Annotated in this window: 29 protein-coding genes and 2 riboswitches; of the genes, 28 read left to right on the top strand and 1 reads right to left on the bottom strand. The window is 41.3% G+C overall.

Annotated features, from left to right (window positions below; all coding sequences use genetic code 11):
• Positions 1–2 precede the first annotated feature (2 nt).
• The 11 genes from spoVAD (at position 3) to ACXAHI_RS04670 (ending at position 9,968) form a co-directional block, all read left to right on the top strand.
• Positions 3–1,016 carry a stage V sporulation protein AD gene (gene spoVAD / locus ACXAHI_RS04720; protein WP_474846315.1) on the top strand — a complete coding sequence of 338 codons (1,014 nt, stop codon included), beginning with the start codon at positions 3–5 and terminating at the stop codon, positions 1,014–1,016.
• The gene (gene spoVAE / locus ACXAHI_RS04715; protein WP_270179121.1) at positions 1,016–1,366 is read left to right on the top strand and encodes a stage V sporulation protein AE; all 351 of its coding nucleotides are present in this window, start codon (positions 1,016–1,018) and stop codon (positions 1,364–1,366) included. Before spoVAD ends, spoVAE begins: the two co-directional genes overlap by 1 nt.
• A 4-nt stretch (positions 1,367–1,370) precedes the next feature.
• Entirely contained in the window at positions 1,371–1,955 is a 585-nt protein-coding gene (gene spoVAEA / locus ACXAHI_RS04710; protein WP_474846314.1) for a stage V sporulation protein SpoVABEA, read from the top strand.
• The gene (locus tag ACXAHI_RS04705) at positions 1,933–3,426 is read left to right on the top strand and encodes a spore germination protein (protein WP_474846312.1); all 1,494 of its coding nucleotides are present in this window, start codon (positions 1,933–1,935) and stop codon (positions 3,424–3,426) included. Before spoVAEA ends, ACXAHI_RS04705 begins: the two co-directional genes overlap by 23 nt.
• Positions 3,427–3,472: 46 nt before the next feature.
• Positions 3,473–3,656, top strand: a riboswitch (Lysine riboswitch).
• Positions 3,657–3,760: 104 nt separating this feature from the next.
• The gene (gene lysA, locus ACXAHI_RS04700) at positions 3,761–5,083 is read left to right on the top strand and encodes a diaminopimelate decarboxylase (RefSeq protein WP_474846310.1); all 1,323 of its coding nucleotides are present in this window, start codon (positions 3,761–3,763) and stop codon (positions 5,081–5,083) included.
• 91 nt (positions 5,084–5,174) lie between these two features.
• On the top strand, positions 5,175–5,609 hold the full coding sequence (locus ACXAHI_RS04695) for a peptidylprolyl isomerase (protein ID WP_270179117.1): 435 nt from the start codon (positions 5,175–5,177) through the stop codon (positions 5,607–5,609).
• 25 nt (positions 5,610–5,634) lie between these two features.
• A riboswitch (FMN riboswitch) is annotated at positions 5,635–5,791 on the top strand.
• Between the two features lie 149 nt (positions 5,792–5,940).
• Complete coding sequence (gene ribD, locus ACXAHI_RS04690; RefSeq protein ID WP_474848066.1) at positions 5,941–7,008, top strand: bifunctional diaminohydroxyphosphoribosylaminopyrimidine deaminase/5-amino-6-(5-phosphoribosylamino)uracil reductase RibD; 1,068 nt, start codon at positions 5,941–5,943, stop codon at positions 7,006–7,008.
• The gene (ribE, locus tag ACXAHI_RS04685; RefSeq protein ID WP_474846308.1) at positions 7,008–7,658 is read left to right on the top strand and encodes a riboflavin synthase; all 651 of its coding nucleotides are present in this window, start codon (positions 7,008–7,010) and stop codon (positions 7,656–7,658) included. The genes ribD and ribE overlap by 1 nt, the downstream gene beginning before the upstream one ends.
• 21 nt (positions 7,659–7,679) lie before the next feature.
• A complete protein-coding gene (locus ACXAHI_RS04680; RefSeq protein ID WP_474846306.1) occupies positions 7,680–8,873 on the top strand; it encodes a bifunctional 3,4-dihydroxy-2-butanone-4-phosphate synthase/GTP cyclohydrolase II in 1,194 nt (397 codons plus the stop codon).
• A 27-nt stretch (positions 8,874–8,900) separates the two neighbouring features.
• The gene (gene ribH, locus ACXAHI_RS04675; RefSeq protein WP_474846304.1) at positions 8,901–9,371 is read left to right on the top strand and encodes a 6,7-dimethyl-8-ribityllumazine synthase; all 471 of its coding nucleotides are present in this window, start codon (positions 8,901–8,903) and stop codon (positions 9,369–9,371) included.
• Between the two features lie 225 nt (positions 9,372–9,596).
• Positions 9,597–9,968, top strand: coding sequence for a GNAT family N-acetyltransferase (locus ACXAHI_RS04670; RefSeq protein ID WP_270180575.1), 372 nt, complete (start codon positions 9,597–9,599; stop codon positions 9,966–9,968).
• 353 nt (positions 9,969–10,321) lie between these two features.
• Here ACXAHI_RS04670 and ACXAHI_RS04665 read toward each other — a convergent pair whose 3' ends face one another.
• Positions 10,322–10,849 (bottom strand): DUF309 domain-containing protein, encoded by a 528-nt coding sequence (locus ACXAHI_RS04665; RefSeq protein WP_474846302.1) that lies wholly within the window; start codon positions 10,847–10,849, stop codon positions 10,322–10,324.
• 132 nt (positions 10,850–10,981) lie between these two features.
• On the opposite strand from ACXAHI_RS04665, the gene ACXAHI_RS04660 reads away from it, so the two are divergent.
• The 17 genes from ACXAHI_RS04660 (at position 10,982) to ACXAHI_RS04580 (ending at position 25,830) form a co-directional block, all read left to right on the top strand.
• Complete coding sequence (locus tag ACXAHI_RS04660; RefSeq protein ID WP_474846300.1) at positions 10,982–11,134, top strand: hypothetical protein; 153 nt, start codon at positions 10,982–10,984, stop codon at positions 11,132–11,134.
• A gap of 107 nt (positions 11,135–11,241) precedes the next feature.
• Positions 11,242–11,988 (top strand): segregation/condensation protein A, encoded by a 747-nt coding sequence (locus tag ACXAHI_RS04655; protein ID WP_474846298.1) that lies wholly within the window; start codon positions 11,242–11,244, stop codon positions 11,986–11,988.
• Entirely contained in the window at positions 11,988–12,566 is a 579-nt protein-coding gene (gene scpB / locus ACXAHI_RS04650; protein ID WP_474846296.1) for an SMC-Scp complex subunit ScpB, read from the top strand. The genes ACXAHI_RS04655 and scpB overlap by 1 nt, the downstream gene beginning before the upstream one ends.
• A 24-nt stretch (positions 12,567–12,590) precedes the next feature.
• On the top strand, positions 12,591–12,926 hold the full coding sequence (locus ACXAHI_RS04645; protein ID WP_474846294.1) for a hypothetical protein: 336 nt from the start codon (positions 12,591–12,593) through the stop codon (positions 12,924–12,926).
• 114 nt (positions 12,927–13,040) lie between these two features.
• Positions 13,041–14,132: a type III polyketide synthase gene (locus ACXAHI_RS04640; RefSeq protein ID WP_474846292.1), complete on the top strand. Its 1,092-nt coding sequence runs from the start codon at positions 13,041–13,043 to the stop codon at positions 14,130–14,132.
• Positions 14,129–14,665, top strand: a complete 537-nt coding sequence (locus ACXAHI_RS04635) for an isoprenylcysteine carboxyl methyltransferase family protein (RefSeq protein WP_474846290.1) — start codon at positions 14,129–14,131, stop codon at positions 14,663–14,665. The genes ACXAHI_RS04640 and ACXAHI_RS04635 overlap by 4 nt, the downstream gene beginning before the upstream one ends.
• 65 nt (positions 14,666–14,730) lie before the next feature.
• Positions 14,731–15,891, top strand: coding sequence for a D-alanyl-D-alanine carboxypeptidase family protein (locus tag ACXAHI_RS04630; protein WP_474846288.1), 1,161 nt, complete (start codon positions 14,731–14,733; stop codon positions 15,889–15,891).
• A complete protein-coding gene (locus ACXAHI_RS04625) occupies positions 15,884–16,456 on the top strand; it encodes a nucleoside recognition domain-containing protein (RefSeq protein ID WP_474846286.1) in 573 nt (190 codons plus the stop codon). Before ACXAHI_RS04630 ends, ACXAHI_RS04625 begins: the two co-directional genes overlap by 8 nt.
• Before the next feature lie 12 nt (positions 16,457–16,468).
• Positions 16,469–16,987: a spore maturation protein gene (locus tag ACXAHI_RS04620; protein WP_270180573.1), complete on the top strand. Its 519-nt coding sequence runs from the start codon at positions 16,469–16,471 to the stop codon at positions 16,985–16,987.
• A 564-nt stretch (positions 16,988–17,551) separates the two neighbouring features.
• Positions 17,552–18,286, top strand: a complete 735-nt coding sequence (locus tag ACXAHI_RS04615) for a pseudouridine synthase (protein ID WP_474846284.1) — start codon at positions 17,552–17,554, stop codon at positions 18,284–18,286.
• A 69-nt stretch (positions 18,287–18,355) separates the two neighbouring features.
• Positions 18,356–18,883, top strand: coding sequence for a thiol-disulfide oxidoreductase ResA (resA, locus tag ACXAHI_RS04610; RefSeq protein WP_474846282.1), 528 nt, complete (start codon positions 18,356–18,358; stop codon positions 18,881–18,883).
• Between the two features lie 12 nt (positions 18,884–18,895).
• Positions 18,896–20,518 carry a cytochrome c biogenesis protein ResB gene (gene resB / locus ACXAHI_RS04605; RefSeq protein ID WP_474846280.1) on the top strand — a complete coding sequence of 541 codons (1,623 nt, stop codon included), beginning with the start codon at positions 18,896–18,898 and terminating at the stop codon, positions 20,516–20,518.
• A 30-nt stretch (positions 20,519–20,548) separates the two neighbouring features.
• Entirely contained in the window at positions 20,549–21,748 is a 1,200-nt protein-coding gene (ccsB, locus tag ACXAHI_RS04600; RefSeq protein WP_474846278.1) for a c-type cytochrome biogenesis protein CcsB, read from the top strand.
• A gap of 167 nt (positions 21,749–21,915) precedes the next feature.
• Positions 21,916–22,632 (top strand): response regulator, encoded by a 717-nt coding sequence (locus ACXAHI_RS04595; RefSeq protein ID WP_270179101.1) that lies wholly within the window; start codon positions 21,916–21,918, stop codon positions 22,630–22,632.
• Positions 22,632–24,410, top strand: coding sequence for an ATP-binding protein (locus ACXAHI_RS04590; RefSeq protein ID WP_474846276.1), 1,779 nt, complete (start codon positions 22,632–22,634; stop codon positions 24,408–24,410). The genes ACXAHI_RS04595 and ACXAHI_RS04590 overlap by 1 nt, the downstream gene beginning before the upstream one ends.
• 123 nt (positions 24,411–24,533) lie before the next feature.
• Positions 24,534–24,890 carry a hypothetical protein gene (locus ACXAHI_RS04585; RefSeq protein WP_474846274.1) on the top strand — a complete coding sequence of 119 codons (357 nt, stop codon included), beginning with the start codon at positions 24,534–24,536 and terminating at the stop codon, positions 24,888–24,890.
• Positions 24,891–25,020: 130 nt separating this feature from the next.
• On the top strand, positions 25,021–25,830 hold the full coding sequence (locus tag ACXAHI_RS04580; RefSeq protein WP_474846272.1) for a histidinol-phosphatase: 810 nt from the start codon (positions 25,021–25,023) through the stop codon (positions 25,828–25,830).
• The last annotated feature ends 20 nt before the right edge of the window (positions 25,831–25,850 follow it).

The following is a 25,850-nucleotide window of genomic DNA, read 5'->3' as shown; positions in this document are numbered from 1 at the left end:
GAATGAAAATTGGAAAACAAACGTGGAAGTTCTCTAATGTATATGTACAATCTGTTGGCACAGCAGTTGGTCCCAAGGAAGCTGAAGGTCCTTTAGGTGAATGTTTCGATGTGACTTATGACAATCTTCATTGTAATGAGGAGAATTGGGAGTTAGCCGAAAGAAAGCTTCTGGAAGACTCGATTACAAACTGTTTAAGCAAAAAAGGTTATTCAAAGGAAGATGTAGACATTTATGTTTCTGGAGATCTTTTAAATCAGATCGTAAGTGCGACCTATTCTGCAAGGGCATTACAAATTCCCTTCTTAGGAGTATTCGGAGCATGCTCGACCTCGATGGAATCCCTTGCATTAGCATCCTCTTTAGTAGAGGGAGGATTTGCGACATCTGCTATAGCTGGCGTTAGTAGTCATAATGCGACTGCTGAAAGGCAGTTTCGCTATCCAACAGAATACGGTGGGCAGAAGCCGGGAACTGCAACATCTACCGTTACTGGTGCAGGTGCGGTACTGATCGGTACAGACGCTACCAACATCAAGATTACTTCTGCAACTGTTGGAAGAGTCGTTGATTGGGGGGTGAAAGACCCGTTCGATATGGGTTCTGCGATGGCTCCTGCTGCAGCGGATACGATTGCTACTCACTTTAAAGATCTCGATATTGAGCCGACTGAATACGACTTGATCGTTACTGGTGACTTATCAGCAGTCGGTTCACCCATCGTCAGAGACTTGCTGTTAGAAGATGGATATGACATTACCAATAATCACAATGATTGTGGGTTGATGGTCTATCGCCCAGATCAAGAAGAAGTTTTTGCTGGAGGCAGTGGATGTGCATGTTCTGCGGTTGTAACGTATGGCCACCTTATGGATTTATTGAAAAAGGGGCGATATACCAAGATTTTAGTCGTTGCAACAGGATGCCTTCATAGCCCGGTTATGGTTCAACAGAAAGAAAGCATGCCAGCCATTGCACATGCTGTAGTTTTTGAAAGAATAGGAAGTGGTCAATAATGGAATATTTCCTTGCATTCGCTGTCGGAGGAGCAATCTGTGTGATAGGTCAACTTTTATTAGACATCTTTAAACTAACCCCTGCACACGTTATGTCGTCCTTCGTCGTCTCTGGAGCGATATTAGACGGATTTGGTATTTACGATAAGTTGATTGAATTTGCGGGGGCAGGAGCAACCGTTCCAATTACAAGCTTTGGGCATTCTTTGCTACATGGAGCCATGCAAAAGGGAGAAGAACACGGCTTTATCGGAATAGGGATGGGGATTTTTCAATTAACGTCAGCTGGTATTTCGTCAGCGATCGTATTCGGTTTTATTGTTGCCATACTGTTTAAACCAAAGGGGTGAAGATATGAATCATAAGCGGAGGGTTATTTTTGTTACTGACGGTGATCTATATGCTCAACAGGCTATTGAAACAGTAGCCTCAGAACTTGGCGGAAGATGTATCAGTCAATCGGCTGGTAACCCTACACCGCTTGCTGGATACGAAATTGTATCACTTATATCTCAAACCCCTCATGACCCCGTGTTTGTCATGTTTGATGACAGTGGCTACCAAGGTGAAGGGTACGGTGAACTTGCGATGCAGTACGTTGCTTCTGATCCAAACATAGAGGTTTTAGGAGCGATCGCTGTGGCATCGAGAACCCACTTTTCTGAATGGACAAAAGTGAATGTTTCCATCGACCGGTTTGGAGAGCTTACCGAATTTGGTGTGGATAAAAATGGACTCCCTGATATGGAAATCGGAAGAATAGATGGAGACACGGTATCGATCCTTGATAAATTGGACCTTCCAATCGTTGTGGGAGTCGGTGATATTGGTAAGATGTCAGGTTATGATGATCCGTCAAAAGGGTCACCGATTACAAGGAAAGCGGTTCAAATTCTTCTAGAAAGGAGTGGGATAGATGAGTTCAAAAACGAAGGATAAACAAAAAATCTTTAAAAAGATAAAAGAAAACGAAAAGTTCATGGAAAAGTCGATTGGTATTGGGAAGAGTTTTGACGTAGGCGTTAGGAAAATAAAAATATTAAACAAAGATGTGTACTTTTACTACTGTACAGGACTTTGTGATACATCCATCATAGTAGAAATCATGCGTGAATTGATGTATACAGACGAACATCACCGTCTGACTGCGCAGTTTGAAAAAGTGATTCACAATCACTTGCCACATCAGCAAGTGTCTACAGTAGATAACTTTGATGAAGTGGTAGATCAAGTTCTTTCAGGGTTAATCGCTGTTTTTATGGACGGCGAAGAACAGGCGTATATCATCGACGTTCGTAAGTATCCAGGTAGAACACCGCAAGAGCCCGACACAGAAAAGGTCATCCGCGGTTCGAGAGATGGGTACACAGAGAATATCATTGAAAATACCGCGTTAACACGTCGGAGAATACGTGATGGAAAACTTAGGAATGTGATCATGCAAGTTGGAGAACGATCTAAAACAGATATTTGCATAACTTATTTAGAGGATGTGGCAAATCCTAACCTAGTCGAAATCGTAACGAAAAAGTTAAAAGAAATCAATATCGATGGTTTACCGATGGCTGATAAAGCCATAGAAGAATTTTTGGTGCATCAAGCAGGCAATCCATTCCCTCTAGTGAGGTATACGGAAAGACCCGACGTTGCTGCGTCTCATTTATTGGAAGGTCATGTGCTGATCATCGTAGATACTTCACCGAGTGTTATCATCACGCCCACGACATTTTTCCATCACGTTCAGCACGCGGAGGAATATCGAGAAGCACCTTTAGCTGGTGCATTTCTTAGATGGGTTCGATTTGGTGGTATGCTTGCTGCATTGCTCCTTTTGCCACTATGGCTGCTGTTCGTATATGAACCGGAACTACTTCCAAAAACGATCGATTTTATCGGACCGAATGAAAAAACCAATGTTCCTATATTTGTTCAAATCGTTCTAGCCGAACTTGGTATAGAGACTTTGAGGATGGCCGCCATCCATACCCCTACGCCACTTTCAACAGCTATGGGCTTGATTGCAGCGGTTCTAATCGGGCAAATCGCCATCGACGTTGGTCTATTCGTGCCAGAGGTTATCCTTTATGTTTCGATCGCGGCAATCGGTTCTTATGCGACGCCAAGCTATGAACTTGCAATCGCGAACAAATTGATTCGGCTCTTATTATTGTTTCTCGTCTATTTCTTCCGAGTCCCAGGCTACATGATCGGCGTTACTTTGACGATATTGTTTTTAATAAGTTTACGCCCGCTCAATACACCGTATTTGTGGCCGTTCGTCCCGTTTAACGCAAAAGCGTTCTTACAGATTCTAATTAGAGTTTCCGTGCCATTAACGAAGCTAAGACCAAGTATCACGCAGCCTCAAAATAAAAAGAAGCAAGAGGACGAACCACTTGCTGAATCTTAAAAAGTGTGATAATTTAATTTTTAATAGAATAGACCTCATTGAATGTAATGGGGATAGAGGCGCAATGAGAATGAGTACGATATCTGAGCATATAATGGGTTGCGATGAAGGTATCTGAAAGGTCAAATTGCCGAAGTGGAGAAAGGTCCATCCTTCTTCTGCTGGGCTGTAGTTGAATAAGCTGCAGACTGTCACTGTTATCTATATTGCAGTGGTGAGCTAATCCAACTCGTGGGGATACGGAGCAAAACAGCCAATGTATCTATAAGTTGGCTGTTTGTTTTTTTATGTAGTGGGAGCTCGCTTACTGAATAAAGCGAGAGGGGAGAATATCGTGCACTTATTTGGTACAGCAGAAATTTCAGAAAACGGTCACTATACAATCGGAGGTGTCGATACATTTCAGCTAGCGAAAACGTACGGCACGGCATTGTACGTCTACGATGTGGCACTGATTCGAGAGAAAGCAAGAGCATTTAAAGAGGCTTTTGAGAAAAAGCAATTAAACTATCAGGTTGCGTATGCGAGTAAAGCATTCTCTTGTATAGCGATGATTCAACTTGCAGAAGAAGAAGGGTTGAGTCTTGATGTTGTCTCTGGAGGAGAATTATATACGGCTTTACAAGCAGGATTTCCAGTAGACCGGATTCACTTTCATGGTAACAATAAAAGCGAAAGAGAAATTAGGATGGCTCTGAAAGCTGGGATTGGTTGTTTTGTAGTCGATAACTTTTATGAGCTTTCGTTACTCGAACAGTTAGCAGCAGAAGAAGAAGTTTCAACGAACGTGCTCTTAAGAATAACGCCTGGAATCGAAGCGCACACACATGACTATATTCTAACGGGTCAAGAAGATTCAAAGTTTGGATTCGATTTACAGAGTGGTCAAGTAGAGCAAGCGATCGATACAGCGTTAAAAATGAGTAACATTCACCTGCTTGGTCTTCATTGCCATATCGGATCACAAATTTTTGAAACGACCGGATTTGTGATGGCGATCGACAAGATCTATAGTTACCTCCATCGCTGGAATGAAACGTTTGGGTATGAGCCTCAGGTGCTGAATTTAGGTGGCGGGTTTGGTATTCGATACAACCACGAAGATCAACCGATTTCTCCACAGAACTACATCGATGCCATGACGGATGCTGTAAAAAAGCAAATTGAGCATAGCAACATGTCGATGCCAGAAATCTGGATAGAACCTGGTCGCTCTCTTGTCGGTGAAGCTGGGTCTACATTGTACACCGTTGGCTCTCATAAAAATGTTCCTGAACTTAGGAATTACCTTGCTGTTGATGGGGGAATGAGTGACAATCTTCGTCCTGCTTTATATAACGCAAAGTATGAGGCATCGATCGTAAATCGAATGAATGAACCGAAAGATCACCTGTATTCGATCGCAGGAAAGTGCTGCGAATCGGGTGATATGTTGATTTGGGACTGTCAGCTTCAGCGAGCGATTGCTGGGGATGTGATGGTTGTCTTTTCAACCGGAGCATATGGGTATTCGATGGCGAATAATTACAATCGACTACCAAAGCCAGCTGTTGTTTTTGTTGAAGACGGGGAAGCTAGCCTTGTAGTTGAAAGAGAATCATATGAAGATTTGATTCAATATGACAGACCGTTAAAAAAAATGGTTATATCAAAATAGTTTCTTAAAGTTAATTAATATGGTAAATGAATCTCTTATGCTATAATGAAAGAGCTTTTAAGCAAATTGTTTACGCAGGAGGATATTTTTAATGAAAAAAGGTTCAATCGCATTTGAAAATGGCGAAGTAATTCAAATTGAATTCTTCCCAGAAGAAGCGCCAAACACTGTGGCTAACTTTGAAAAACTAGCAAATGAAGGCTTTTATAACGGTGTTAACTTCCATCGTGTCATTCCTGGATTCGTTGCACAAGGTGGAGACCCAACAGGAACTGGAATGGGCGGCCCTGGCTATACAATCGATTGTGAAACAGAAGGTAATCCTCATAAACATGTAGCGGGATCCCTTTCTATGGCTCATGCTGGTAAAAACACAGGTGGAAGTCAGTTCTTCTTAGTACATGAACCACAGCCTCACCTTGATGGTGTTCATACTGTATTCGGTCAAGTAACAGAAGGCATGGATACTGTTCTACGCATCAAACAAGGCGATGTGATGAAAGAAGTTAAAGTCTGGGAAGAGTAAGTTTCTAGACTTACAATTAAATAAAACTTTCCTTCGGGGTAGGGTGAGATTCCCAACCGGCGGTAATGCTTGATCACTCTATCGAGTAATCAACTAAGTCCGTGACCCGTTTGCGTCTTGTAAACGGTGGATCTGGTGAAAGACCAGGACCGACAGTATAGTCTGGATGGGAGAAGGAGTAAAAGTTTGCCGATCCTTTTGAAAAAGTACGTTCAAAAGGCTTATTTGGTATACTCTTTTTAAAGCCTCCCTATCTAATAGGGAGGCTTTTTTTATCTCTTAACCCCAATTGATTCGTTAGGAGATGATACATGTGAATAACAATGATTATATGAAGATGGCGATTGAACTCGCGAGAAATACAGTGGGTCAAACAGCCCCAAATCCAGCTGTTGGCGCTGTGATCGTCAGTGAAGGAAGAATAGTTGGAATGGGAGCCCATTTAAAAGCTGGTGAGCCACATGCTGAGGTTTACGCACTTAGAATGGCAGGCGACAAAGCTAAGGGAGCAACTGCTTATGTGACGTTAGAACCTTGTAGTCACCATGGGAAAACTCCCCCGTGTGCGAATGCATTAATAGATGCTGGTATCACAGAGGTGCATGTAGCGATGCAAGACCCAAATCCTCTCGTAGGAGGAAGAGGGATTGAGCGGTTGAAGGAAGCTGGTATATCCGTTTATGTTGGCTTACTTGAAGAGGAAGCTTACTCTCTAAATGACGTGTTCTTTCATTACATAAAGACGAACCGTCCTTATGTGACACTAAAATCAGCAGTTTCATTAGATGGTAAAGTAGCAACTAAAACAGGAGATAGCAAATGGATTACTGGAAGCGAAGCGAGGCAAGATGTTCATGCAGAACGTCACCAACACGATGCGATACTCGTAGGTGTTGGAACCGTTGAGAAGGATGATCCCTCGCTTACAACAAGGTATGGTGAAGGCATAAGTCCTATAAGGATAATTCTCGATCGGACATTAAGACTTCCTCCTGATGCTGTTGTTTTGCAAGATGACACTGTAGAAACTTGGATTATTACGACTGAAAAGGCTAAGACAGAAACAAAAAGAATGTTCTCCTCGCATGTAACTGTCCTTGCAGTGGAAGGTGATTCCATTTCAATTGATGATGTATTGCTTATGCTAGGTGATCGAGGGGTCACCTCTGTTTTTGTAGAAGGTGGACCAACGATCAACGGTAGTTTTCTAGAGGCAGGAGCTTTTCAAAAGGTTATCACTTACGTAGCTCCTAAGTTAATCGGAGGTACAGATGCTCCTACCTCCTTCGAAGGAATGGGATTTGCAGCTATGCAAGAAACAGTCGAACTCTCCATTGAGAGCGTCGAGCAAATTGGGGACGACATCAAGATCGTATCAAAACGAAAAGAGGTGGAGTAATGTTCACTGGCATCGTTGAAGAAATCGGGAAAATACAAAGTGTCAACCAATCCGGAGAGTCGATCGTAATGGACATACGCGCTTCAAAAGTTCTCGAAGATGTTCATTTGGGTGATAGCATTTCGATAAATGGGGTATGTTTAACGGTTACAACTTTTACGAATTCCTTCTTTTCGGTAGATGTTATGCCTGAAACGTTCCGAGCAACCGGCTTAAATGAGCTTCGTCCAAATGACAATGTGAACTTAGAGCGTGCAATGGCCGCAAACGGAAGATTTGGTGGCCACTTTGTTTCGGGTCACGTAGATGGTAAAGGAGAAATCTCAAAGATTGAACAAGTAGATAACGCGTTGTACTTCGATATTAAACTATCTGCCGATCTCATGGACTATTTTGTTGAGAAGGGTTCAGTCTCTGTTGATGGGACGAGCTTGACTGTGTTTAAACTAACGGAAGATACATTAACCATCTCCCTTATACCTCATACGGTAGATGCTACAGTGCTAGGCAGTAAGCGTGTTGGTGACACGGTTAACATCGAATGCGATATGCTTGGGAAATATATACTCAAGTACTTAAAGAAAGGTAACAATTCAAACGAGCAAAGTACGCTTAATCATGATTTTTTTGAAGATCACGGTTTTAAGTAGACGTGAGAGGGAGGGGTTAGTATGTTTCATACGATAGAAGAAGCCATCTATGATTTAATGCAGGGTAAAATCGTAATCGTTTGTGATGATGAAGACCGTGAAAATGAAGGGGATTTTATCGCTTTAGCAGATAAGGTTACCCCTGAGACGATTAATTTCATGATAACGGTTGGACGTGGTCTTGTTTGTACACCTATAACAGAAGAAAGAGCAAAGAAGCTGCAGCTTAATCCGATGGTGGATCATAATACAGATTCACACGGTACCGCTTTTACAGTAAGTGTTGACCATGTGAGTACTACGACTGGGATTTCTGCTTCAGAGAGAGCTGCAACCATAAATGCTCTAATCGATGATCACGTAAAGCCATCAGACTTTAATCGACCAGGCCATATCTTCCCGTTAGTAGCAAAGGACGGCGGGGTATTAAGACGTGCAGGGCATACGGAAGCGGCGATTGATCTTGCCAAATTAGCAGGATCAGAACCTGCTGGGGTGATATGCGAAATCATTAAAGAAAATGGTGAAATGGCGCGTGTTCCTGATTTAGCTAAGCTATCAAAAGAACATGATATGAAGATGATCACAATTAAGGATCTTATTCACTATCGAAACCGAAAAGACAACCTTATTAAGCGGGAAGTTGAAATAGAGATGCCTACTGAATACGGCTCATTCCGAGCGATCGGCTACTCCAATATTCTTGACCAAAAAGAACATGTAGCACTTGTAAAAGGCGAGATTCTTCCTGATGAAGCTACGCTGGTGAGGGTTCATTCAGAATGTTTAACAGGTGATGTGTTCGGTTCTTTCCGATGCGATTGCGGTCCGCAGCTTCATGCTGCACTGTCTCAGATCGAGAAAGAAGGGCATGGAGTTTTACTCTATATGCGTCAGGAAGGAAGAGGTATCGGACTTCTCAATAAAATGAAGGCGTACAAACTGCAAGAAGAGGGATATGACACGGTAGAAGCAAATGAGAAGCTCGGTTTCAAGCCAGACTTGAGGGATTATGGGATCGGTGCACAGATTCTACGTGATTTAGGAATTTCTAACATGAAACTGCTAACGAACAACCCAAGAAAAATCGCAGGATTAAAAGGGTATGGACTCGAGGTAGAAGACCGTGTTCCGCTTCAGATGGAATCAAGAATGGAAAACGAACGTTATTTAAAAACAAAACATAGTAAACTTGGTCATATGCTGCACTTCTAATTAAGAGATATAGGGAGGAAATGAATAATGGGTCATTTATATGAAGGTAACTTAGTCGCATCAGGATTAAAAGTAGGGATTGTTGTAGGAAGGTTTAATGAATTTATTACGAGCAAGTTGCTTGGTGGTGCTGAGGATGCCTTAAAAAGACACGGCATTTCAGAAAATGATATCGATGTAGCGTGGGTTCCTGGAGCTTTTGAAATACCATTTGCTGCTAAAAAGATGGTCGATACTGGTCGGTATGATGCTGTCATTACCCTTGGAACGGTGATTAGAGGAGCAACACCACACTTCGATTACGTTTGTAGTGAAGTTGCAAAAGGCGTTTCAAATTTAACGCTTCAGAGCGGTGTGCCAGTCATCTTTGGAGTACTGACTACCAACACGATCGAACAGGCTGTAGAGCGTGCAGGAACGAAAGCTGGTAACAAGGGCTGGGAAGCTGCTGCAGCTGCGATTGAAATGGCGAATTTATCAAAATCATTTGAAGGTTGATTAATAGGAGATTTTTGGCTATGATTGTGTTGATGTTTAACAATGCGGCAAGGGAGTCATGCACGTGAAGGGTAAAAAACAAGAGAAGTGGCTGATCCGTATGTGTATACTGATTGCTGTAATCATGCTCTTTGCGCTTGTGCGAAGACTTGTATGAACACTTCTTTGTACGATTGAATATGGTAATGAACAGAACGCCAAGAATTTCTTTAATGAGGGATAATGATGTTAATTCGATATAAAAAAGCTCATGAAAAGATCGCAATGGGACTTTTGAGCTTTATGCCAAATGAAAAAGAAATAAAGAAGCTTCAGCAGTCCATCAAAGATTATGAAGATATGGACTCAAGACAGCTCTATCTGTGGAAAGATGAGGATATCATCGGACTATTAGGTATTGAGTGGATCAGTGATACCGAAGTTGAACTAAAAGACATTAGCGTCAACCCTTCTCACCGTCACCAGGGAATCGGTAAACAAATGGTTGAAGCTCTATGTGAGATCCTAACTGATGATGTTGATATTAAAGGGAATGAGTTTACAGGAACATTTTTTGAGAGATGTCATCTTGAGGGAAATATCAATATATCTAATTAGAAGAAAGGAACGGCTCAGCCGTTCCTTTTAGTGTAGAGAAAAAGTCTTGGTATTGCTTAGTATTGAGTTGAGAGTAGTCGATCATTTCCGCTCCAAGATTGATGTTGAGAAAGTGTTGGTCAGAATCGCCAAATTCAACTGTAGAACCATTGGGACGGAATGTTCGTTTTGAATTTATTCTTATCAAGTAGGAGAGACAATCGCGGACTCCTGCGGTAAAACGGGCGGCCGAGAACGGGGTGTGGGTTTCACCTCGGGCTTGGACGTTCGTCCGCGGAAAGCGTGCAATCGACTACGGCATCGGGAGCACCGAATAATGACATAGGTTTCTCGACAAGCTAAAAAGGAACGGCTCAGCCGTTCCTTTTTTCTTTACGTATTTGGATTTGTTGATCTCGCTCTTCGAGTACCTCTGTTCGATCTCGTTTCGTGTGTTTATGGACGATATATTCGTTCGTTAGATCACTTGGAGATCCATATACACAGCCTACTTCTGAACAGCGTGCATCACAAAGCTCGAGAAGTTTTGGACTCGTTATAGGAAGGTCGATACTTTCGTATGGTGCGTTTTTTTCAATGAGTTCAATCTGTTTTGTCAGCTTTACGATAAGGGCATCTACTTCTAGTGAAAGCTGTTCAAGAGCCTCTCTTTCCTCGAATGCAATTTTCTTTGCATTTGTGAGCATGCGTTTAGCTCCGGCAACGTTTCCCCTTCGATGATGATATAAACCGACCGCAATTTGAATTAGACCTACCCAGTGGGGTTTTCGCTCACCACGAGGATCTTCTTTCCAGTGTTCTTCTAATATCTCGTGGCATTCAAAGTAATCTCGCAAACCGTGAAAATGCACTAAATAATCAATATAAGCTTTTGGATACATGTCATTTCCTCCAATTCCCTTGTAGTTTAGCACATGATGAAAGCACTTTAAAAGTGAATGGGATACCTAGACATGTAGCATAATAAGACCGGTTCATCTTATTGAACTAAAACAAAATCGGGAGTGGCTATTATGGGCAAGAAAAGCAACATGATGCCATTATTAACAGCGGTTAGTGTCGGGGCTGCATTGTACAGTGTGTATCAAAATCGCCAGCCTAAAAAAGGAAATACAGAGGATGTTTCAACGATGATCAGCTCAGTCCTCGGTCAACAAAAGCAATGATAGATCGGGCATTCGCCCGGTCTTTATTTGTATTTTCCTAAGCCGGTACACTGATTCAGTGTGATATAATCGGTTTATTAGATGGTATATAAAAGGAAGATGAATACATGAAGCACTATAATGTTAAAGTGGATGCTTTCGAAGGTCCCTTAGATTTATTGTTACATTTGATCAATAAGTATGAAGTAGATATTTATGACATACCCGTTTCAGAAATAACTGATCAATATTTAACATATATACATACGATGCAAGAACTAGAGCTCGACATTGCGAGTGAATATCTTGTGATGGCTGCAACTCTTCTCGCTATTAAAAGCAAGATGCTATTACCTCAGCGAGAGGAAGAGTTTTTTGAAGAAGATGCTGAACTTGATGAAGACCCTCGTGATGAGCTCGTTCAGCGACTTGTCGAGTACCGGAAATATAAAGAAGCTGCAGATGAGTTAAAGAAAAAAGAAAGCAGTCGAAGTTTATTATATACTCGTCCACCAGCTGATATGACTGAATATAGCCGTGAAGATTCAAACACTTCGATCGGGGATGTTACGCTTTACGATATGCTGGCTGCTTTTCAGAAAATGTCGCGGAGAGCGAAAGAAAAAAAGCCTAAAAGAACAACGATTAAAACAGAAGAGATCCCAATTGAGGATCGTATGAGCGAAATTAAGGAGCAGCTCAAAGGTGGAAAACGAAAGCGATTTACGGATTTATTTACCGAAAAGGAAAAGGGACCGATGATCGTTACGTTTCTAGCGATATTAGAACTTATGAAAACAAGGTATGTGAGCTGTGAACAAGAAGGTAACTTCGGAGAAATTATGATTTTTGAGTGTGAAAGGAAGGCAATGTAGTGTCGAACGAAGAAATAAAAAGTATCATCGAAAGTCTCCTGTTTGTAGTAGGAGATGAAGGAATCGATCTGAAAAGCTTATCTGAAACGATGTCGATCGATGAACAGAATGTGTTAGAAGCAATAAACGAATTGCAGGAAGAATATGTTGAAAAGGAAAGAGGTTTTCAAATCGTTTTTCTTGGAGGGAGCTATCAGCTAACTACGAACTCAAAGAATGCTTCTTACATTGAAAAGATGGTTGAGGATCCTAAGAATCAATCTATATCGCAAGCAGCACTTGAAACGCTAGCCATCATTGCATATAAGCAGCCGATTACGAGAGTAGAGGTAGAGGAAATACGTGGTGTAAAGACCGATAAGCCTCTTCAAACGTTAATGAGCAAGCTTCTGATCAAAGAAGTCGGCCGAGCTGAAAAGACGGGTAGAGCGATTCTTTATGGGACGACAAGAGAGTTTCTATTTCACTTTGGTTTAAGCGCGATTGAAGACCTTCCACCATTACCAGATGGGGAAGATCAGGGAGAAGATGATGAAGCAGATTTGTTTTTCGAGAAATTTCAAGAAATTCCTGACTGACCATTCGTATCGGAGGGGATATCTATGCGAATTAAACACATTGTAGGTGGAGAGTTAGAGAAAGAACGTTCAAATTCACCGGAAGATGCTTTCTCGAGGATGACGGTTACATATGAATCTAACGGATCTGAAAAGAATTTCTCAGTCTTGTATCCGACTGTATTTGAGAGCAAAGTGATCGAAGAAGAACTTTTAGGAGAAGAATCTTTTCTAAAAGAAAAGATCGCACTTTGCTTTTTTGAGCGATATCCTGAACGAAAGCGACTTTATATCAGTGAAGCCGATGAGTTCATGGATGTAATAAAAAGTAGTGATCTAGAAGAGATACAAACTTCGCTAAATCGTATAAAAAAGAAGTGATAAGACGAATGAGGTGCTCAAAGGTGAGTACCTCATTTTTGTGTGAACTTTTTAGAATAATAACTACCAATTAATCTCAAAATAAGTGAAAAGATCGTTGAAGGAGTCGGTATGATGATTCTATCGATAGGAAGACACCTTCCTCCCAATCGTTTAGATCAAGATGAAGCAATAACATTTGCAAGAGATCAGTTTGGTAGTCATTTTAAAGATATCGACAGGCTATTACCTGCTTTTCAAAGCGCGGAGATCGACTCGAGGTATTTTGCGATGCCTGTGGAGTGGTATAAGGAAGGCCCTACTTTTGAAGAGAAGAATGAAAAGTATATCACCCTTTCTGTTGATTATGCCTCTAAGGCAATCCTAGACTGTTTAGAAAGCTCATATTACCTTCATTCGAAAGTGGAGTGTAGTGAGGTGGATGCTATTTTCTTCGTTTCTACCACTGGGATTTCGACTCCAAGTATTGAAGCTAGATTGATGAACGTTCTTCCTTTTTCTTCTCATACAAAGCGTATTCCGATTTGGGGGTTGGGATGTGCAGGTGGTGCTGCGGGATTATCAAGAGCGCATGATTATTGTCTAGCTCACCCAGAAGAGACCGTCATCGTTGTGAACGTGGAGCTTTGTAGTTTAACGTTTCAGCATGGTGACTATTCGAAAAGTAACTTGATTGGAACAGCCCTTTTTGCAGATGGTACCTCATGTGTACTTCTATGTGGGAAAAACTCTCCACTTCTAAAACGATCGAAATTAGATTGTCTACCAGTCATCCGTACAACATCCTCTACATTAATGAAAGACTCTGAAGACGTGATGGGGTGGGACGTGAGTAATCAAGGATTGCACGTTGTTTTTTCAAAATCGATCCCTTCTATCGTTTCTAAGTGGCTTGAACCGAACGTGAAAGAATTCCTTACATTAAACAATGTTGAAAACATCGATTATTTTATCGCGCATCCAGGAGGAACTAAAGTTTTAGCTGCTTATGAAGAGGCCTTAGGCATGGACCGTTCCAAAACAGCTAATTCAAGGTCAGTGTTAAGAGAATTTGGAAACATGAGCTCAGTAACCGTCATCTTTGTATTAGATTTGTTTTTGCGTGAAGGATGTACGGTTGGAGCGACAGGATTGATGGCAGCATTGGGGCCAGGCTTTTGTTCTGAATTATTACTATTAGAGTGGGAGGAAGTGCGTTCGGCATGACGATTGTGTTTACTGTTTTCTTTCTATTAATCGTAGTGCAGCGGCTTGCAGAGCTGATGGTTGCAAAAAGGAATGAAAGATGGATGAAAGATAATGGAGCCTTCGAAGCTGGGAAGGAGCACTACAAATTCATCGTCATGCTTCATGTTGCTTTTCTGGCAGCGTTTTTTGTTGAGGGAGCGATAAGAGGGTTTCAGCTTTCTTCTGTGTGGGCAGTCATGCTCACGATTTTTATCATCACTCAATTACTTAGAGTTTGGACGATAAAAAGTCTAGGGAGATTCTGGAATACTAAGATCATTGTACTTCCAGATGCAAATGTTGTTACTAAGGGACCTTACAAGTTTATTCGCCATCCAAATTATCTCATTGTTGTGATTGAAATCATCGCATTGCCCCTTATCTTTTCATCCTATTTAACAGCGTTGTTATTCACAGTTTTGAATGCATTCTTACTCCTGAAAATAAGGATACCAGCTGAGGAATTCGCATTAAGGAGTGCCACGGATTTCGGACGTTCAAATAATAAATGATAATCATATCCACGTTCTGTCATTCATAGACTTGTACAAATACGGAGTCAGGGGACGTGGAAGTCATGAACAAGTTGTTACGTTCGAAAGTAAGCATCGTTATACTAATCATCACCTTATTGTTCCTTTTGATCCCTGAGAATGTTTTTGCAAGAGGCGTTAGTGTGTCAGCACGTAGTGCAATTTTAATGGAACAAGATACAGGACGGATATTATATGAGAAAGATGCCTATACACAAAGAAGAATAGCAAGTATCACCAAGATTATGACGGCGATATTAGCGATAGAGTCTGGAAAGATGAATGAGAACGTAGAGGTTAGTTCCCGTGCATCAGGTACAGAAGGGTCTTCACTTTATTTAAAACCTGGAGAGAAAATATCACTCGAGAACCTTGTATATGGATTGATGCTGCGCTCTGGAAACGATGCAGCTGTGGCGATTGCTGAGGAAGTGGGAGGGAGCCTTGAAGGGTTTGTGCGATTGATGAATTACAAGGCAGAAGAAATCGGAATGACGAAGACAGTCTTTGCCAATCCGCATGGCCTTGATGACCATGAAGAGCACTATTCAACTGCTTATGATATGGCGCTTCTTACCCAATATGCCATGAACAATGAAATGTATCGAATCATATCGAGTACAGAAGTTCATAGAGCACCGAATGAGAATGAAAGCTGGGATTACGTTTGGAGAAATAAAAACAAGTTAGTAACGGGTCTATATAGCGACTCGACCGGGGGGAAGACGGGGTATACGAAAAGAGCGAAACGGACGCTCGTTTCCACGGCTGAGCGCGACGGTATGTCGTTAATAGCGGTTACGCTCGATGCACCCTCCGATTGGAACGATCATATCGGAATGTTTAACTGGGGTTACGAGAATTATGAACTCACTACAATAGCAGAAAAAGGTTTCCTTGATGAAGTGAAAAAGGAACCGTATAAAGGAAAGGTTAAATTACACCGTGATCTAGTTTATCCATTGACTAAGAACGAGAGGAAAGAAATCGAATCAAGTATCCGACTGGCAAAACCACCAGAGAAAAAATCTTGGGATGACCCTGAATCTTTTCAAGATCCAGTTGGTATTTATAAGATCAGTTTAGATGACAAAGTAATCGTCAAAGCACCACTAACATATGAAAGTGAAACAGAAAGCAAAGGGTTTTGGGGTTTCTTTAAAAAGCTGTTTTCACTAGATACTAAGCGTGATTTATATGGTTAACTTGATATGGGTGGGCCTTTTCGTGCTTAGTATTCTTTATGCAATGTTTAACGGCACCATGGAAGAAGTGAACAAAGCTATTTTTAGCGGTGCGGAAGAAGCTGTAGCTGTTTGTATCGGATTGTTAAGCGTCCTGGTTTTCTGGCTCGGGTTAATGAGGATCGCACAAAATGCTGGCCTTTTAGTGAGTTTATCGAACGTTTTTAAACCGATCGTTTCAAAGCTATTTCCAGAAGTTCCTCCAGAGCACCCAGCTATGGGCTATATCTTATCGAATATGATCGCAAACATGTTTGGGCTTGGAAATGCTGCAACACCTATGGGCATCAAAGCGATGGAAGAGCTTAAGAAATTAAATCACATGAGAGATAGCGCTTCTCGATCGATGGTAACGCTACTAGCCTTAAATACTTCTAGTCTTACATTGATTCCTACTAGTGTAATAGCGATTCGAATGAAGTACGGCTCAATATCACCCGCCGAAATAATAGGAACGACAATTGCGGCTACCGTTTGTTCAACGATAGGCGCAATTATCATCGATCGCATGTTCAATAGGAGATAAGGGGGAGATGATCTGAATATCTCGATCTGGATTATCCCTATATTAATTGCGTTTGTACTTGTTTATGGAACATTAAAAAGAGTCCCTACTTACGAATCGTTTGTAGAAGGTGGGAAAGAAGGGCTTTCGATTGCGATCTCCATTGTCCCTTACCTAATCGGAATGATGGTTGCAATCTCCGTTTTTAGAGCGTCTGGCGCCATGGCGTTTGTGAGTGACATGTTAAAAGCTCCCCTCGATATGATCGGGGTCCCAACAGAAATCGTCCCCCTAGCTCTCATTCGCCCGATTTCTGGGACAGGTGCTCTTGCGATGACGACAGACATCATAAGAACATACGGACCAGATTCATTTATTGGAAGGTTAGCGTCCACGATGCAAGGAAGTACGGATACAACTCTATACATCCTTACCGTTTACTTTGGTGCAGTAGGTATAAAACGAATGGGGAATGCCTTAAAAGTAGGATTGCTTGCAGACTTAGTCGGAATCATCGCAGCAATCGTTTTCGTCACAATCGTATTTGGTTAAGAGTCTCTTAAATAAAGCATACCTCTAGGATATTGTGGATCCTTAATGCAATGGAACACATCTTGCTTTCCTGTGGACGAACATCAGGATCTCCTGCAAAATAGTCCGAGCTTCCAGCGCACGTTAGAACATGGGAGAGATGTCACTCCTACTTAGTTTACATTTATATCAACTAGTACTTTCCGATCTTATATGCCATTATTTATAGGTGTCACATCAGGTTATTTTTTCTATGAATTTGAACATCCTTACGCGGATTGGAGCGGAAGGATGCTCGACTCCTGCGGGATCAGCGGGACAGGTGAGATCCCACAGGAGCGTAAGCGAGGAGGAAGCTCACTGCCCGCCCCGCGGAAAGACATCCTGTAGCGGAAATCTCACAATATTCATGGTAAATAGCTCTTAAAGCTTTCTCGACAGTTTGTGAGTCTCTTTTATCAAGAGACTCTTTTTGCATTTTAAATGGTTGGTTAAGATGCGAATTGCCTATAATGAATGATAGAATGAATCTGTACTTGAGGTTTCGTTAACACAAGAGTATGATGTTTTAGTGAGGTGAATGATATGGAACGTTTACAGAAGGTAATCGCACAAGCTGGAGTTACATCTAGACGAAAAGCAGAAACATTGATTGAAGAAGGCAGAGTAAAGGTGAACGGAAGGCTTGTTACAGAGCTAGGTACGAAAGTAAAAGACAGTGACAAAATAGAAGTGGACGGAATTCCGGTGTATCGTGAACAGCCGGTTTATTTTTTGTTTTATAAACCAACTGGAGTCATTTCTACAGTAGAAGACGACAAAGGAAGAAAAGCTGTTACGGATTATTTTCATCATATCGAGCAGCGTGTTTTCCCTGTTGGCAGGTTGGATTATGACACTTCAGGTGCGCTACTCCTAACAAATGATGGAGACTTTGCAAATAAGCTTATGCATCCAAGTTACAAAATCGACAAAGTCTACGTGGTAAAAGTGAAAGGAATCGTCACAAAAGAGGTTATTCAAAAGCTACAGAATGGTGTACATCTTGAAGATGGGAAAACCTCTAAATCACAAGCGAGAATTCTATCGATCGATAAGCAAAAACAAAAATCAATCGTAGAAATTACCATTCATGAAGGTAAAAATCGCCAGGTGAGAAGAATGTTTGAAGCGTTAGGATTCCCTGTTCAGAAGCTAAAGCGCGAAAGATACGGCTTTTTAGAATTAACTGGGCTTAACTCTGGGGAATACCGTGAGCTTAAACCATACGAGGTTAAGCAGCTTCGTAACGAGGCTGTCACACAAAAGTCAAAAAAATAGTCATTCGTATTCCAGACAGCACGTTATAGTAAAAGTAGCATTGTTTTGTTTGATTGGAGTTGGTGTGAAATGAAGAAAAAAAACCGGCTCGTTGTCCGAACGGTGATTCTGGCTGCTGTATTACTAGCAGTCGGATATACGTTCTATACGAACTTTTTCGCGAATGATAGCGGTGTCGTTCAAGCGGGCGATCAAGCTCCTAACTTTATTCTTTCTGATTTAGAAGGAAATGAAGTGGAGTTGAAGGATTACAGAGGAAAAGGGGTTTTCCTGAATTTCTGGGCAACGTACTGTGAGCCATGTAAAGATGAGATGCCAGCGATGGACAAGAAGTATAAAGAATACAAAGAAAAAGGAGTAGAAATTCTCGCAGTGAATGTTTCAGAACCGAAGCTGACTGCTAAGAGTTTTGCTGATCGCTATAAGCTTAGTTTTCCAGTGCTTCTTGATAAAGGAAACGACGTAACAAATCATTATGGGGTTGGACCAATTCCGGTTACATTCTTAATCGATAAAGACGGTAAAGTGATACAGAAGACAGAAGCCAGTTTATCTGAAGAAGTGATCGATGAGTATATGAAGCGAATCCAACCGTAACGGGGTGTTCGAATGAGTAACAAAACGATTACCTGTGAATGCGGACACGTGAACCCTTATGGAACTGAAATATGTGAGGCATGTGGGAAGCCGCTTCAAGGAGACTTAGAATCAAAGAAACTTCTAAATATGAGATATGAAGGAAGTGCGAGAAGATCTCAAACCTATAAAACAACCATTGTCGACAAGGTTTGGAACTTCTTTTCTTCCGTTAAGGTAGGGATCTGGATTATCGTTCTGCTGTTAGTTGCTTCAGCGCTCGGAACGATATTCCCTCAAGAAATGTACATACCTCCTCTTTCTGACCCATCTGAGTACTATCGAGACCAATACGGAATCCCAGGTCAATTGTTTTATGATTTAGGCTTTCATAATCTTTATGGTTCCTGGTGGTATATGCTGCTCATTGCTGCTTTAGGTCTATCGTTGATCGTCGCAAGCCTTGACCGTTTTGTCCCTTTGTATCGCTCTTTGAGAAAACAACGAACGATCCGTCACGAGAGTTTTATGAAGCGCCAGAAGTACTTTGGTATTACCAACATTGAACGTGATAAGCCGAGTCTTTCTAAGGTGAAGGAAGTGCTTCAGAAAAAGAGGTACAATGTTAGAGAAGAAGATGGTCACCTTTTTGCAGAGAAAAATAGATTTTCTCGATGGGGTCCTTATGTAAATCACATCGGGTTAATCATCTTTCTTATCGGAGGAATGCTTCGATTCTTCCCTGGTATGTACGTGGATGAAGTTCTATGGATTAAAGAAGACGAAACGAGAAAAATCAAAGGTACAGAAGAAGCCTACTATTTAAAAAGCGACGGCTTTATACTAGAAACCTATGATAATAATGATGAGAAGTTTAAAGCTGCGATCGAACAATCAGGTCAGGAAGTCGTAGCTAAAAACTACCAAACAGATGCAGTACTTTATAAACAGGTTGGAGATAGAATTGCTGGTACAGAGCCAGAACTAGAGAAAGTAAAGGAACATCCGATTCAAGTAAATAGGCCTCTTAAGTTTGATGACTATGCAATCTATCAAGTTGATTATAAGCTTAACGAACTGCAAAGCATGACCTTTACGTTAGATAAAAAAGAAACTGGTGAATCATTCGGGGAACTAACCGTCGATCTATACAACCCTAAAGATGAGTATGCACTCGATGAGGGGTATCGAGTGGAAGTAATGGATTATTTCCCAGACTTTGAATTTAACGATAAAGGTGAGCCGACTACAAAATCAAAAATCCCTAATAACCCAGCATTCATCCTTCGAATGATATCTCCGGAACATCCTGACGGTGAGGTTGCATTTGTCGCGATTCGTCAAAACTTAGAGCCTCTAGGTGAGAATGAATACAAGATGTCTTTCCAGAATGTTGATACGAAGAATGTATCAGGTCTCGTTGTCCGAAAAGACAACACGCTCTGGATTCTTGGTATCGGTGGAGCAATCTTTATGATCGGTGTTGTACAAGGCATGTACTGGAATCACCGCAGGATTTGGGTGCGTAGAAAAGATGATGAACTGTGGATTGCGTCTCATACGAATAAGAATTGGTATGGGCTAAGACGCGAACTTGAATCGATTACAGAACAAACGGGGATTGAGATGCCTCAAGATCAATCTGAACAAAAATAGCACCTCTATTACGAAGGGAGGCATGATGAGATGGCACAACTCAGCAGTAACTTGCTTTATATATCTTTCTTTATTTATTTTGCAGCAAGCCTTGTTTTCGCCATTTCACTGCTTGGAAAGAAATGGAGAAAGTCAGATGAAGAGACCCACGCGAAGAAGTGGGGACGTGGAGGATTCATCCTTTCGACCGTCGGCTTTCTATTTCAACTAGGATATTTTATTACAAGGTGGATTGCGGCAGGTCATGCGCCTGTCAGCAACCTCTTTGAATTTACGACATTCTTTGGGATGACGATGGTATTTGCTTTCCTAATGATCTATGTCATCTATAGAAGTAACGTCATCGGTGTGTTCGCCATGCCGGTCGCTCTTATCATCATTGCTTACGCGAGTGTATTTCCTTCTGAAATTCAACCGCTCATACCTGCGTTACAAAGTAACTGGCTTAAAATTCATGTTACAACCGCAGCACTCGGTGAAGGTATTCTTGCAATCAGTTTTGCTGCAGGACTCGTTTATCTAGTAAAAAAGGTGAACCAAGAAAAAGCGAGTAAGTCGACCTTTTGGCTTGAAGCTGTAATGTACACGCTGATCAGTACGATAGCATTCGTTATTATATCTCTTAGTTTTGAAGCAGCGGGTTATTCATCTACTTATGATTTTGTAGATAACAACGATCAACCAGCTACAGTAGAGTACACCATTCCAACTCTTATTGGTCCAACAGATGCCACATATGTTAGTGGAAATGAATTCGGACCACTCGTTGATGCTCCTTCTTGGATGAAGGGTGAAAAAGCTGCTCAAAAACTCAATACATTAGTTTGGTCGATGCTTGGTGGTTTAGCTTTATATTGGATCATCCGTCTAATTCTAAGAAAGCGGATCGGAGCCGCTTTACAGCCTGCAGTTAAAAATGTAAACGAAGAACTTGTTGACGAAATTCAATATCGTGCAGTGGCGATTGGGTTCCCTGTTTTCACATTAGGAGCGCTCATCTTTGCAATGATCTGGGCACAAGTCGCATGGACTCGTTTCTGGGGCTGGGACCCTAAAGAAGTATGGGCACTCATTACATGGCTTTTTTATGCAGCATATCTACATCTTCGGCTCTCAAGAGGCTGGCAAGGAGAGAAGTCGGCCTGGCTTGCAGTAGTAGGATTTATCATCATTATGCTTAACCTTGTTGTTGTTAACCTGGTCATCTCAGGACTTCATTCTTATGCATAATCTGAAAGCCTTCACAGAATGTGAAGGTTTTCTTTCTTTAAATTAGGAATAATGGTTAGTACACAGCACATCTGCTGAAGGATTGTATGCGGTTTCTTGATTAGTGGTCTCTAGTGATGTGTGCGTGGTAAAATAAGGTATAGTAGTACAAGTAGGAGGGAATCTTCTTGGAAAAAGACGCGAAAATTTTAGTTGTAGATGATGAAGATCGTATTAGAAAACTGTTACGAATGTATTTAGAAAGAGAAAACTATGAAATTGAAGAAGCAGAGAACGGAGAGGCTGCTTTAGAGATAGCAACAGAAGACGATTTTGACCTTATTCTGCTGGATCTTATGCTACCAGGTATAGATGGAATTGAAGTATGTGAACAGCTGCGTGAACACAAGGCTACGCCAGTGATCATGTTAACCGCTAAAGGTGAGGAAGCGAATCGTGTACAAGGATTTGAAGTGGGGGCTGATGATTATATCACGAAGCCTTTTAGTCCAAGAGAAGTTGTTTTACGTGTGAAGGCCCTTTTAAGAAGGTCTTCAACTACGAAATTTTTACAAACTGAAACAACGACAAAAAACGTAATCGTCTTTCCATATTTAACGATCGACCATGATGCACACCGTGTCTTAGCTGAAGATCAAATCATTAATCTTACACCAAAAGAATATGAGCTATTATATTTTCTAGCAAAAGCACCTGATAAAGTCTTTTCACGAGAAGATCTATTAAAAGATGTATGGAACTATGAATTCTTTGGTGACCTAAGAACGGTAGACACACATGTGAAGCGTTTGAGAGAGAAATTAAACAAGGTATCCCCTAATGCAGCTGGAATGATTTCAACCGTTTGGGGAGTGGGTTACAAGTTCGAGGCAGCTAAAGACTAATGATCTGGAGAAGTGTTGTAGGGAAGCTATGGTTGACCATCATCCTTCTTGTGGCTTCCGTTTTATTTATCTTGACCATTCTATTGCTTCAGTTCTTCGAAGATTTTCATGTTGAAAAAGAAGCAGAAGAGATGGAAAGGCTTGCGACGAAAGTGTCTTCCGTAATCGAAAATTACGATGATAGAAAAAAAGCTATGGAAACGGCATGGGAAATTACAGATTTCTACCCAACTGGAGTAATGGTGATTGAAGATATCGAGGATCGGTCTACCATTCAATATTCACCTAATAGTCATGGACTACCAAACTTTCCACTACGAGTGTTCAAAGACGATCCAGTCCTTGAGGATGTATTTACAAATCAACGTACCATCGTGAAACAAGGAGAGTTGGCAGCTGACTCTGTTTCAAGAAATGATTTGTTGATCGTCGGTGTTCCAATGCAAGTTGGAAATGAAAAGGGAGCAGTATTTCTTTACCAGTCTCTCGATGTTATAGCAGAAACAACGAGACAAGCTAGGAACTTGATCTATATATCAGCAGGAATCGCTATTGTACTCACGACCATATTCGCCTTTTTCTTATCGACGCGTATTACAGCACCCCTTAGGAAGATGAGAGAAGCCGCAACTCAGGTTGCAAAAGGGAAGTTCGATACGAAAGTTCCAATGGTTACTCATGATGAAATAGGAGAACTATCAGTTGCCTTCAACCGTATGGGTAGGCAGTTGAATAACTATGTAACGGCCTTGAATCAGGAAAAAGAACAGCTGTCTAGTATTCTGAGTAGTATGGCTGACGGTGTGATTACCTTCGATAAAACAGGAGCGATCTTAAGTACCAATCCTCCTGCAGAAAGGTTCTTAAAGGCGTGGTATTATGAGCAGGGTATGCAAGAGGAGCCTGGAAAAGAAGTCCCTGAAGATATCAATGAATTATTTAGTCTAGTGGTGATGCAGGAACGAGAACAGCTCACCGAAGTAGAGTTACAGGGACGCAACTGGGTGATCGTGATGACACCACTCTATAATAAATCTGCGATCCGAGGCGCTGTGGCTGTTCTTCGAGATATGACGGAGGAGCGTCGTTTGGATAAGCTCAGGAAGGATTTTATCGCGAACGTTTCCCATGAATTAAGAACACCTATCGCGATGCTTCAAGGATACAGTGAAGCGATTGTCGATGACATCGCAAGCAGTGATGAAGAGAAGAAGGAAGTTGCTCAAATCATCTATGATGAATCGTTAAGGATGGGACGTCTTGTTAATGAGCTTCTCGACCTCGCTAGAATGGAAGCTGGCCATACTGAGCTTCATTATAGTGAGATCAACCTTTACGATTTTGGTCAACGGATTTTGAGGAAGTTCCAAGGTCCAGCTCGAGAGAGAGAAGTTGGCTTGCATTATTATGTATCAGACCACGATCATACACTTTCAATTGACGCTGACCGAATCGAACAAGTCTTAACCAACTTACTAGATAATGCAGTGAGACATACACCGAAAGAGGGAGAAGTCAGCTTGATCATTACGGTTCAACGTAACGGTGTACAGTTCGATGTGAAAGATACAGGATCAGGTATTCCTGAAGTGGACCTTCCTTTTGTGTTCGAAAGATTTTACAAAGCAGATAAAGCTAGAACGAGAGGACGCTCAGGAACCGGGCTCGGTCTTGCGATCGCACGCAATATTGTAGAAGCCCACCGAGGTCAAATTTCTGTTCATAGTAAAGATGGTGAGGGAACGACATTCTCTTTCTTTCTACCTCAAGTTGTCTAGAGCCTTCATTTTGGAGGCTCTTTTTCTATTCTACTTCCCTTTTAACCTGTCGCACGTATAATCCGATCGTGAATGCTACACAATAGTTAAGTAGGATAAAAAGTTGGACAGGAGGAAATGACATTGAAAAAAAGTATGAAAGTATTCTTGGGGCCCTTAGGAATTTTGTCTGTAATCGTGCTGATCCTATCAGTCTCCAAAAGAGCAAGGAAAGTTACGAGTAAAACGATTAAAAAAGGATACAGCAGCTTAAGCGCTCAGTCATCCGGTTCAAGTGAAAAGAAAGAGCAAGAAGGTGGGCACGCTGAACAAGCAAACTACCCTTCATATATCGGCTATGGAAAAAGTAGTGTTAACCAGAAGGTTCGTAAAATAAATCCAACACGTTTTAAAAATGCTCAAAATGTGTTCAACGATGAAAAGATGCCTTCCAAAATGGCTGAAATTGCAGAGGAATTTGATTTAAACGATCACCAATAGTGTTAGGCTGTGTCCTTAATCCAAGAAAAGGTGAGACATTTCATTTTTCTACATTTGCTATCCTGTTAAGCTTTTGTACGTTACAATGATAGTGGAAATGTCAAACTAGTTCGATAAAGGGGATGAAGGCATGTATACTGACTATCATAACCATTTGGAAAAAGGGACACTAACGCTAGATTACTTGACAAAATTCGTAGAAGAAGCGAGAAAGAAGAATATTGAACACTTTGGTATATCAGAACATGCATATCATTTCTATGAAACAGAAGATATACTAAAAAATCCGTGGGTGAATGAACGTAGATGGTACAGTATGAAGGATTATGTGCGTTTATTTAATGAAGCAGAGGACAATGGAATGGATGTGAAGATGTCCATTGAAATGGATTACACGCCTGGAAAACATGCTGAGATGAAGAAATTCATTTCGTCCTATCAATTTGATTATGTGATAGGCTCGATTCATTGGGTCGATGACTTCGGTATCGATCTTGCGGAATATCGACATTTGTGGGATGAAAGAGATGTTGTCGATACGTACAGAAAATATTTCGATCAGGTCGTCACACTTGCAGAATCGAACTTATTCGATATCGTTGGGCATTTAGATCTCGTCAAGATTTTCAAGTATAAACCAGATGATAAAGACTTTCTTTTAGAGCAGTATGATCGAGCGACGAATGCCCTTGCGAATTCAAAGACGTGTGTGGAAATAAGTACTGCTGGCTTAAGAAAGCCTGTTGGTGAGCTTTATCCTGATTATGATCTATTGAAGATGTGCTATGAAAAAGACATTCCGATCGTACTCTCTTCTGATGCTCATGTACCAGAGGATGTAGGTGCAGACTATGATCAGGCGCTAACACTCGCTAAGTCTGTCGGTTATTCACAGCTTATGACCTTTAATAAGGGAGAGCGTAAGTCTATCAAGATTTAGTAACAGCTTCATGTGTGTTC

It is taken from the genome of Anaerobacillus sp. ABD4_527, from assembly GCF_056160805.1.
This window is presented reverse-complemented; position numbering and strand designations above follow the sequence as displayed.

Bases quoted from the DNA above. Each gene is read 5' to 3' on its own strand.
- ACXAHI_RS04695 (WP_270179117.1), top strand. From the start codon at position 5,175: ATGAAAAAAGGTTCAATCGCATTTGAAAATGGCGAAGTAATTCAAATT.
- ccsB (WP_474846278.1), top strand. From the start codon at position 20,549: ATGGCACAACTCAGCAGTAACTTGCTTTATATATCTTTCTTTATTTAT.
- ribH (WP_474846304.1), top strand. From the start codon at position 8,901: ATGGGTCATTTATATGAAGGTAACTTAGTCGCATCAGGATTAAAAGTA.
- ACXAHI_RS04665 (WP_474846302.1), bottom strand. From the start codon at position 10,849: ATGTATCCAAAAGCTTATATTGATTATTTAGTGCATTTTCACGGTTTG.
- spoVAD (WP_474846315.1), top strand. From the start codon at position 3: ATGAAAATTGGAAAACAAACGTGGAAGTTCTCTAATGTATATGTACAA.
- ACXAHI_RS04635 (WP_474846290.1), top strand. From the start codon at position 14,129: ATGACGATTGTGTTTACTGTTTTCTTTCTATTAATCGTAGTGCAGCGG.
- spoVAEA (WP_474846314.1), top strand. From the start codon at position 1,371: ATGAATCATAAGCGGAGGGTTATTTTTGTTACTGACGGTGATCTATAT.
- ACXAHI_RS04630 (WP_474846288.1), top strand. From the start codon at position 14,731: ATGAACAAGTTGTTACGTTCGAAAGTAAGCATCGTTATACTAATCATC.
- resB (WP_474846280.1), top strand. From the start codon at position 18,896: ATGAGTAACAAAACGATTACCTGTGAATGCGGACACGTGAACCCTTAT.
- ACXAHI_RS04660 (WP_474846300.1), top strand. From the start codon at position 10,982: ATGGGCAAGAAAAGCAACATGATGCCATTATTAACAGCGGTTAGTGTC.
- ACXAHI_RS04615 (WP_474846284.1), top strand. From the start codon at position 17,552: ATGGAACGTTTACAGAAGGTAATCGCACAAGCTGGAGTTACATCTAGA.
- ACXAHI_RS04680 (WP_474846306.1), top strand. From the start codon at position 7,680: ATGTTTCATACGATAGAAGAAGCCATCTATGATTTAATGCAGGGTAAA.
- ribD (WP_474848066.1), top strand. From the start codon at position 5,941: ATGAAGATGGCGATTGAACTCGCGAGAAATACAGTGGGTCAAACAGCC.
- ribE (WP_474846308.1), top strand. From the start codon at position 7,008: ATGTTCACTGGCATCGTTGAAGAAATCGGGAAAATACAAAGTGTCAAC.
- resA (WP_474846282.1), top strand. From the start codon at position 18,356: ATGAAGAAAAAAAACCGGCTCGTTGTCCGAACGGTGATTCTGGCTGCT.
- ACXAHI_RS04580 (WP_474846272.1), top strand. From the start codon at position 25,021: ATGTATACTGACTATCATAACCATTTGGAAAAAGGGACACTAACGCTA.
- ACXAHI_RS04645 (WP_474846294.1), top strand. From the start codon at position 12,591: ATGCGAATTAAACACATTGTAGGTGGAGAGTTAGAGAAAGAACGTTCA.
- ACXAHI_RS04655 (WP_474846298.1), top strand. From the start codon at position 11,242: ATGAAGCACTATAATGTTAAAGTGGATGCTTTCGAAGGTCCCTTAGAT.
- ACXAHI_RS04590 (WP_474846276.1), top strand. From the start codon at position 22,632: ATGATCTGGAGAAGTGTTGTAGGGAAGCTATGGTTGACCATCATCCTT.
- ACXAHI_RS04625 (WP_474846286.1), top strand. From the start codon at position 15,884: ATGGTTAACTTGATATGGGTGGGCCTTTTCGTGCTTAGTATTCTTTAT.
- ACXAHI_RS04670 (WP_270180575.1), top strand. From the start codon at position 9,597: ATGTTAATTCGATATAAAAAAGCTCATGAAAAGATCGCAATGGGACTT.
- ACXAHI_RS04640 (WP_474846292.1), top strand. From the start codon at position 13,041: ATGATTCTATCGATAGGAAGACACCTTCCTCCCAATCGTTTAGATCAA.
- ACXAHI_RS04705 (WP_474846312.1), top strand. From the start codon at position 1,933: ATGAGTTCAAAAACGAAGGATAAACAAAAAATCTTTAAAAAGATAAAA.
- spoVAE (WP_270179121.1), top strand. From the start codon at position 1,016: ATGGAATATTTCCTTGCATTCGCTGTCGGAGGAGCAATCTGTGTGATA.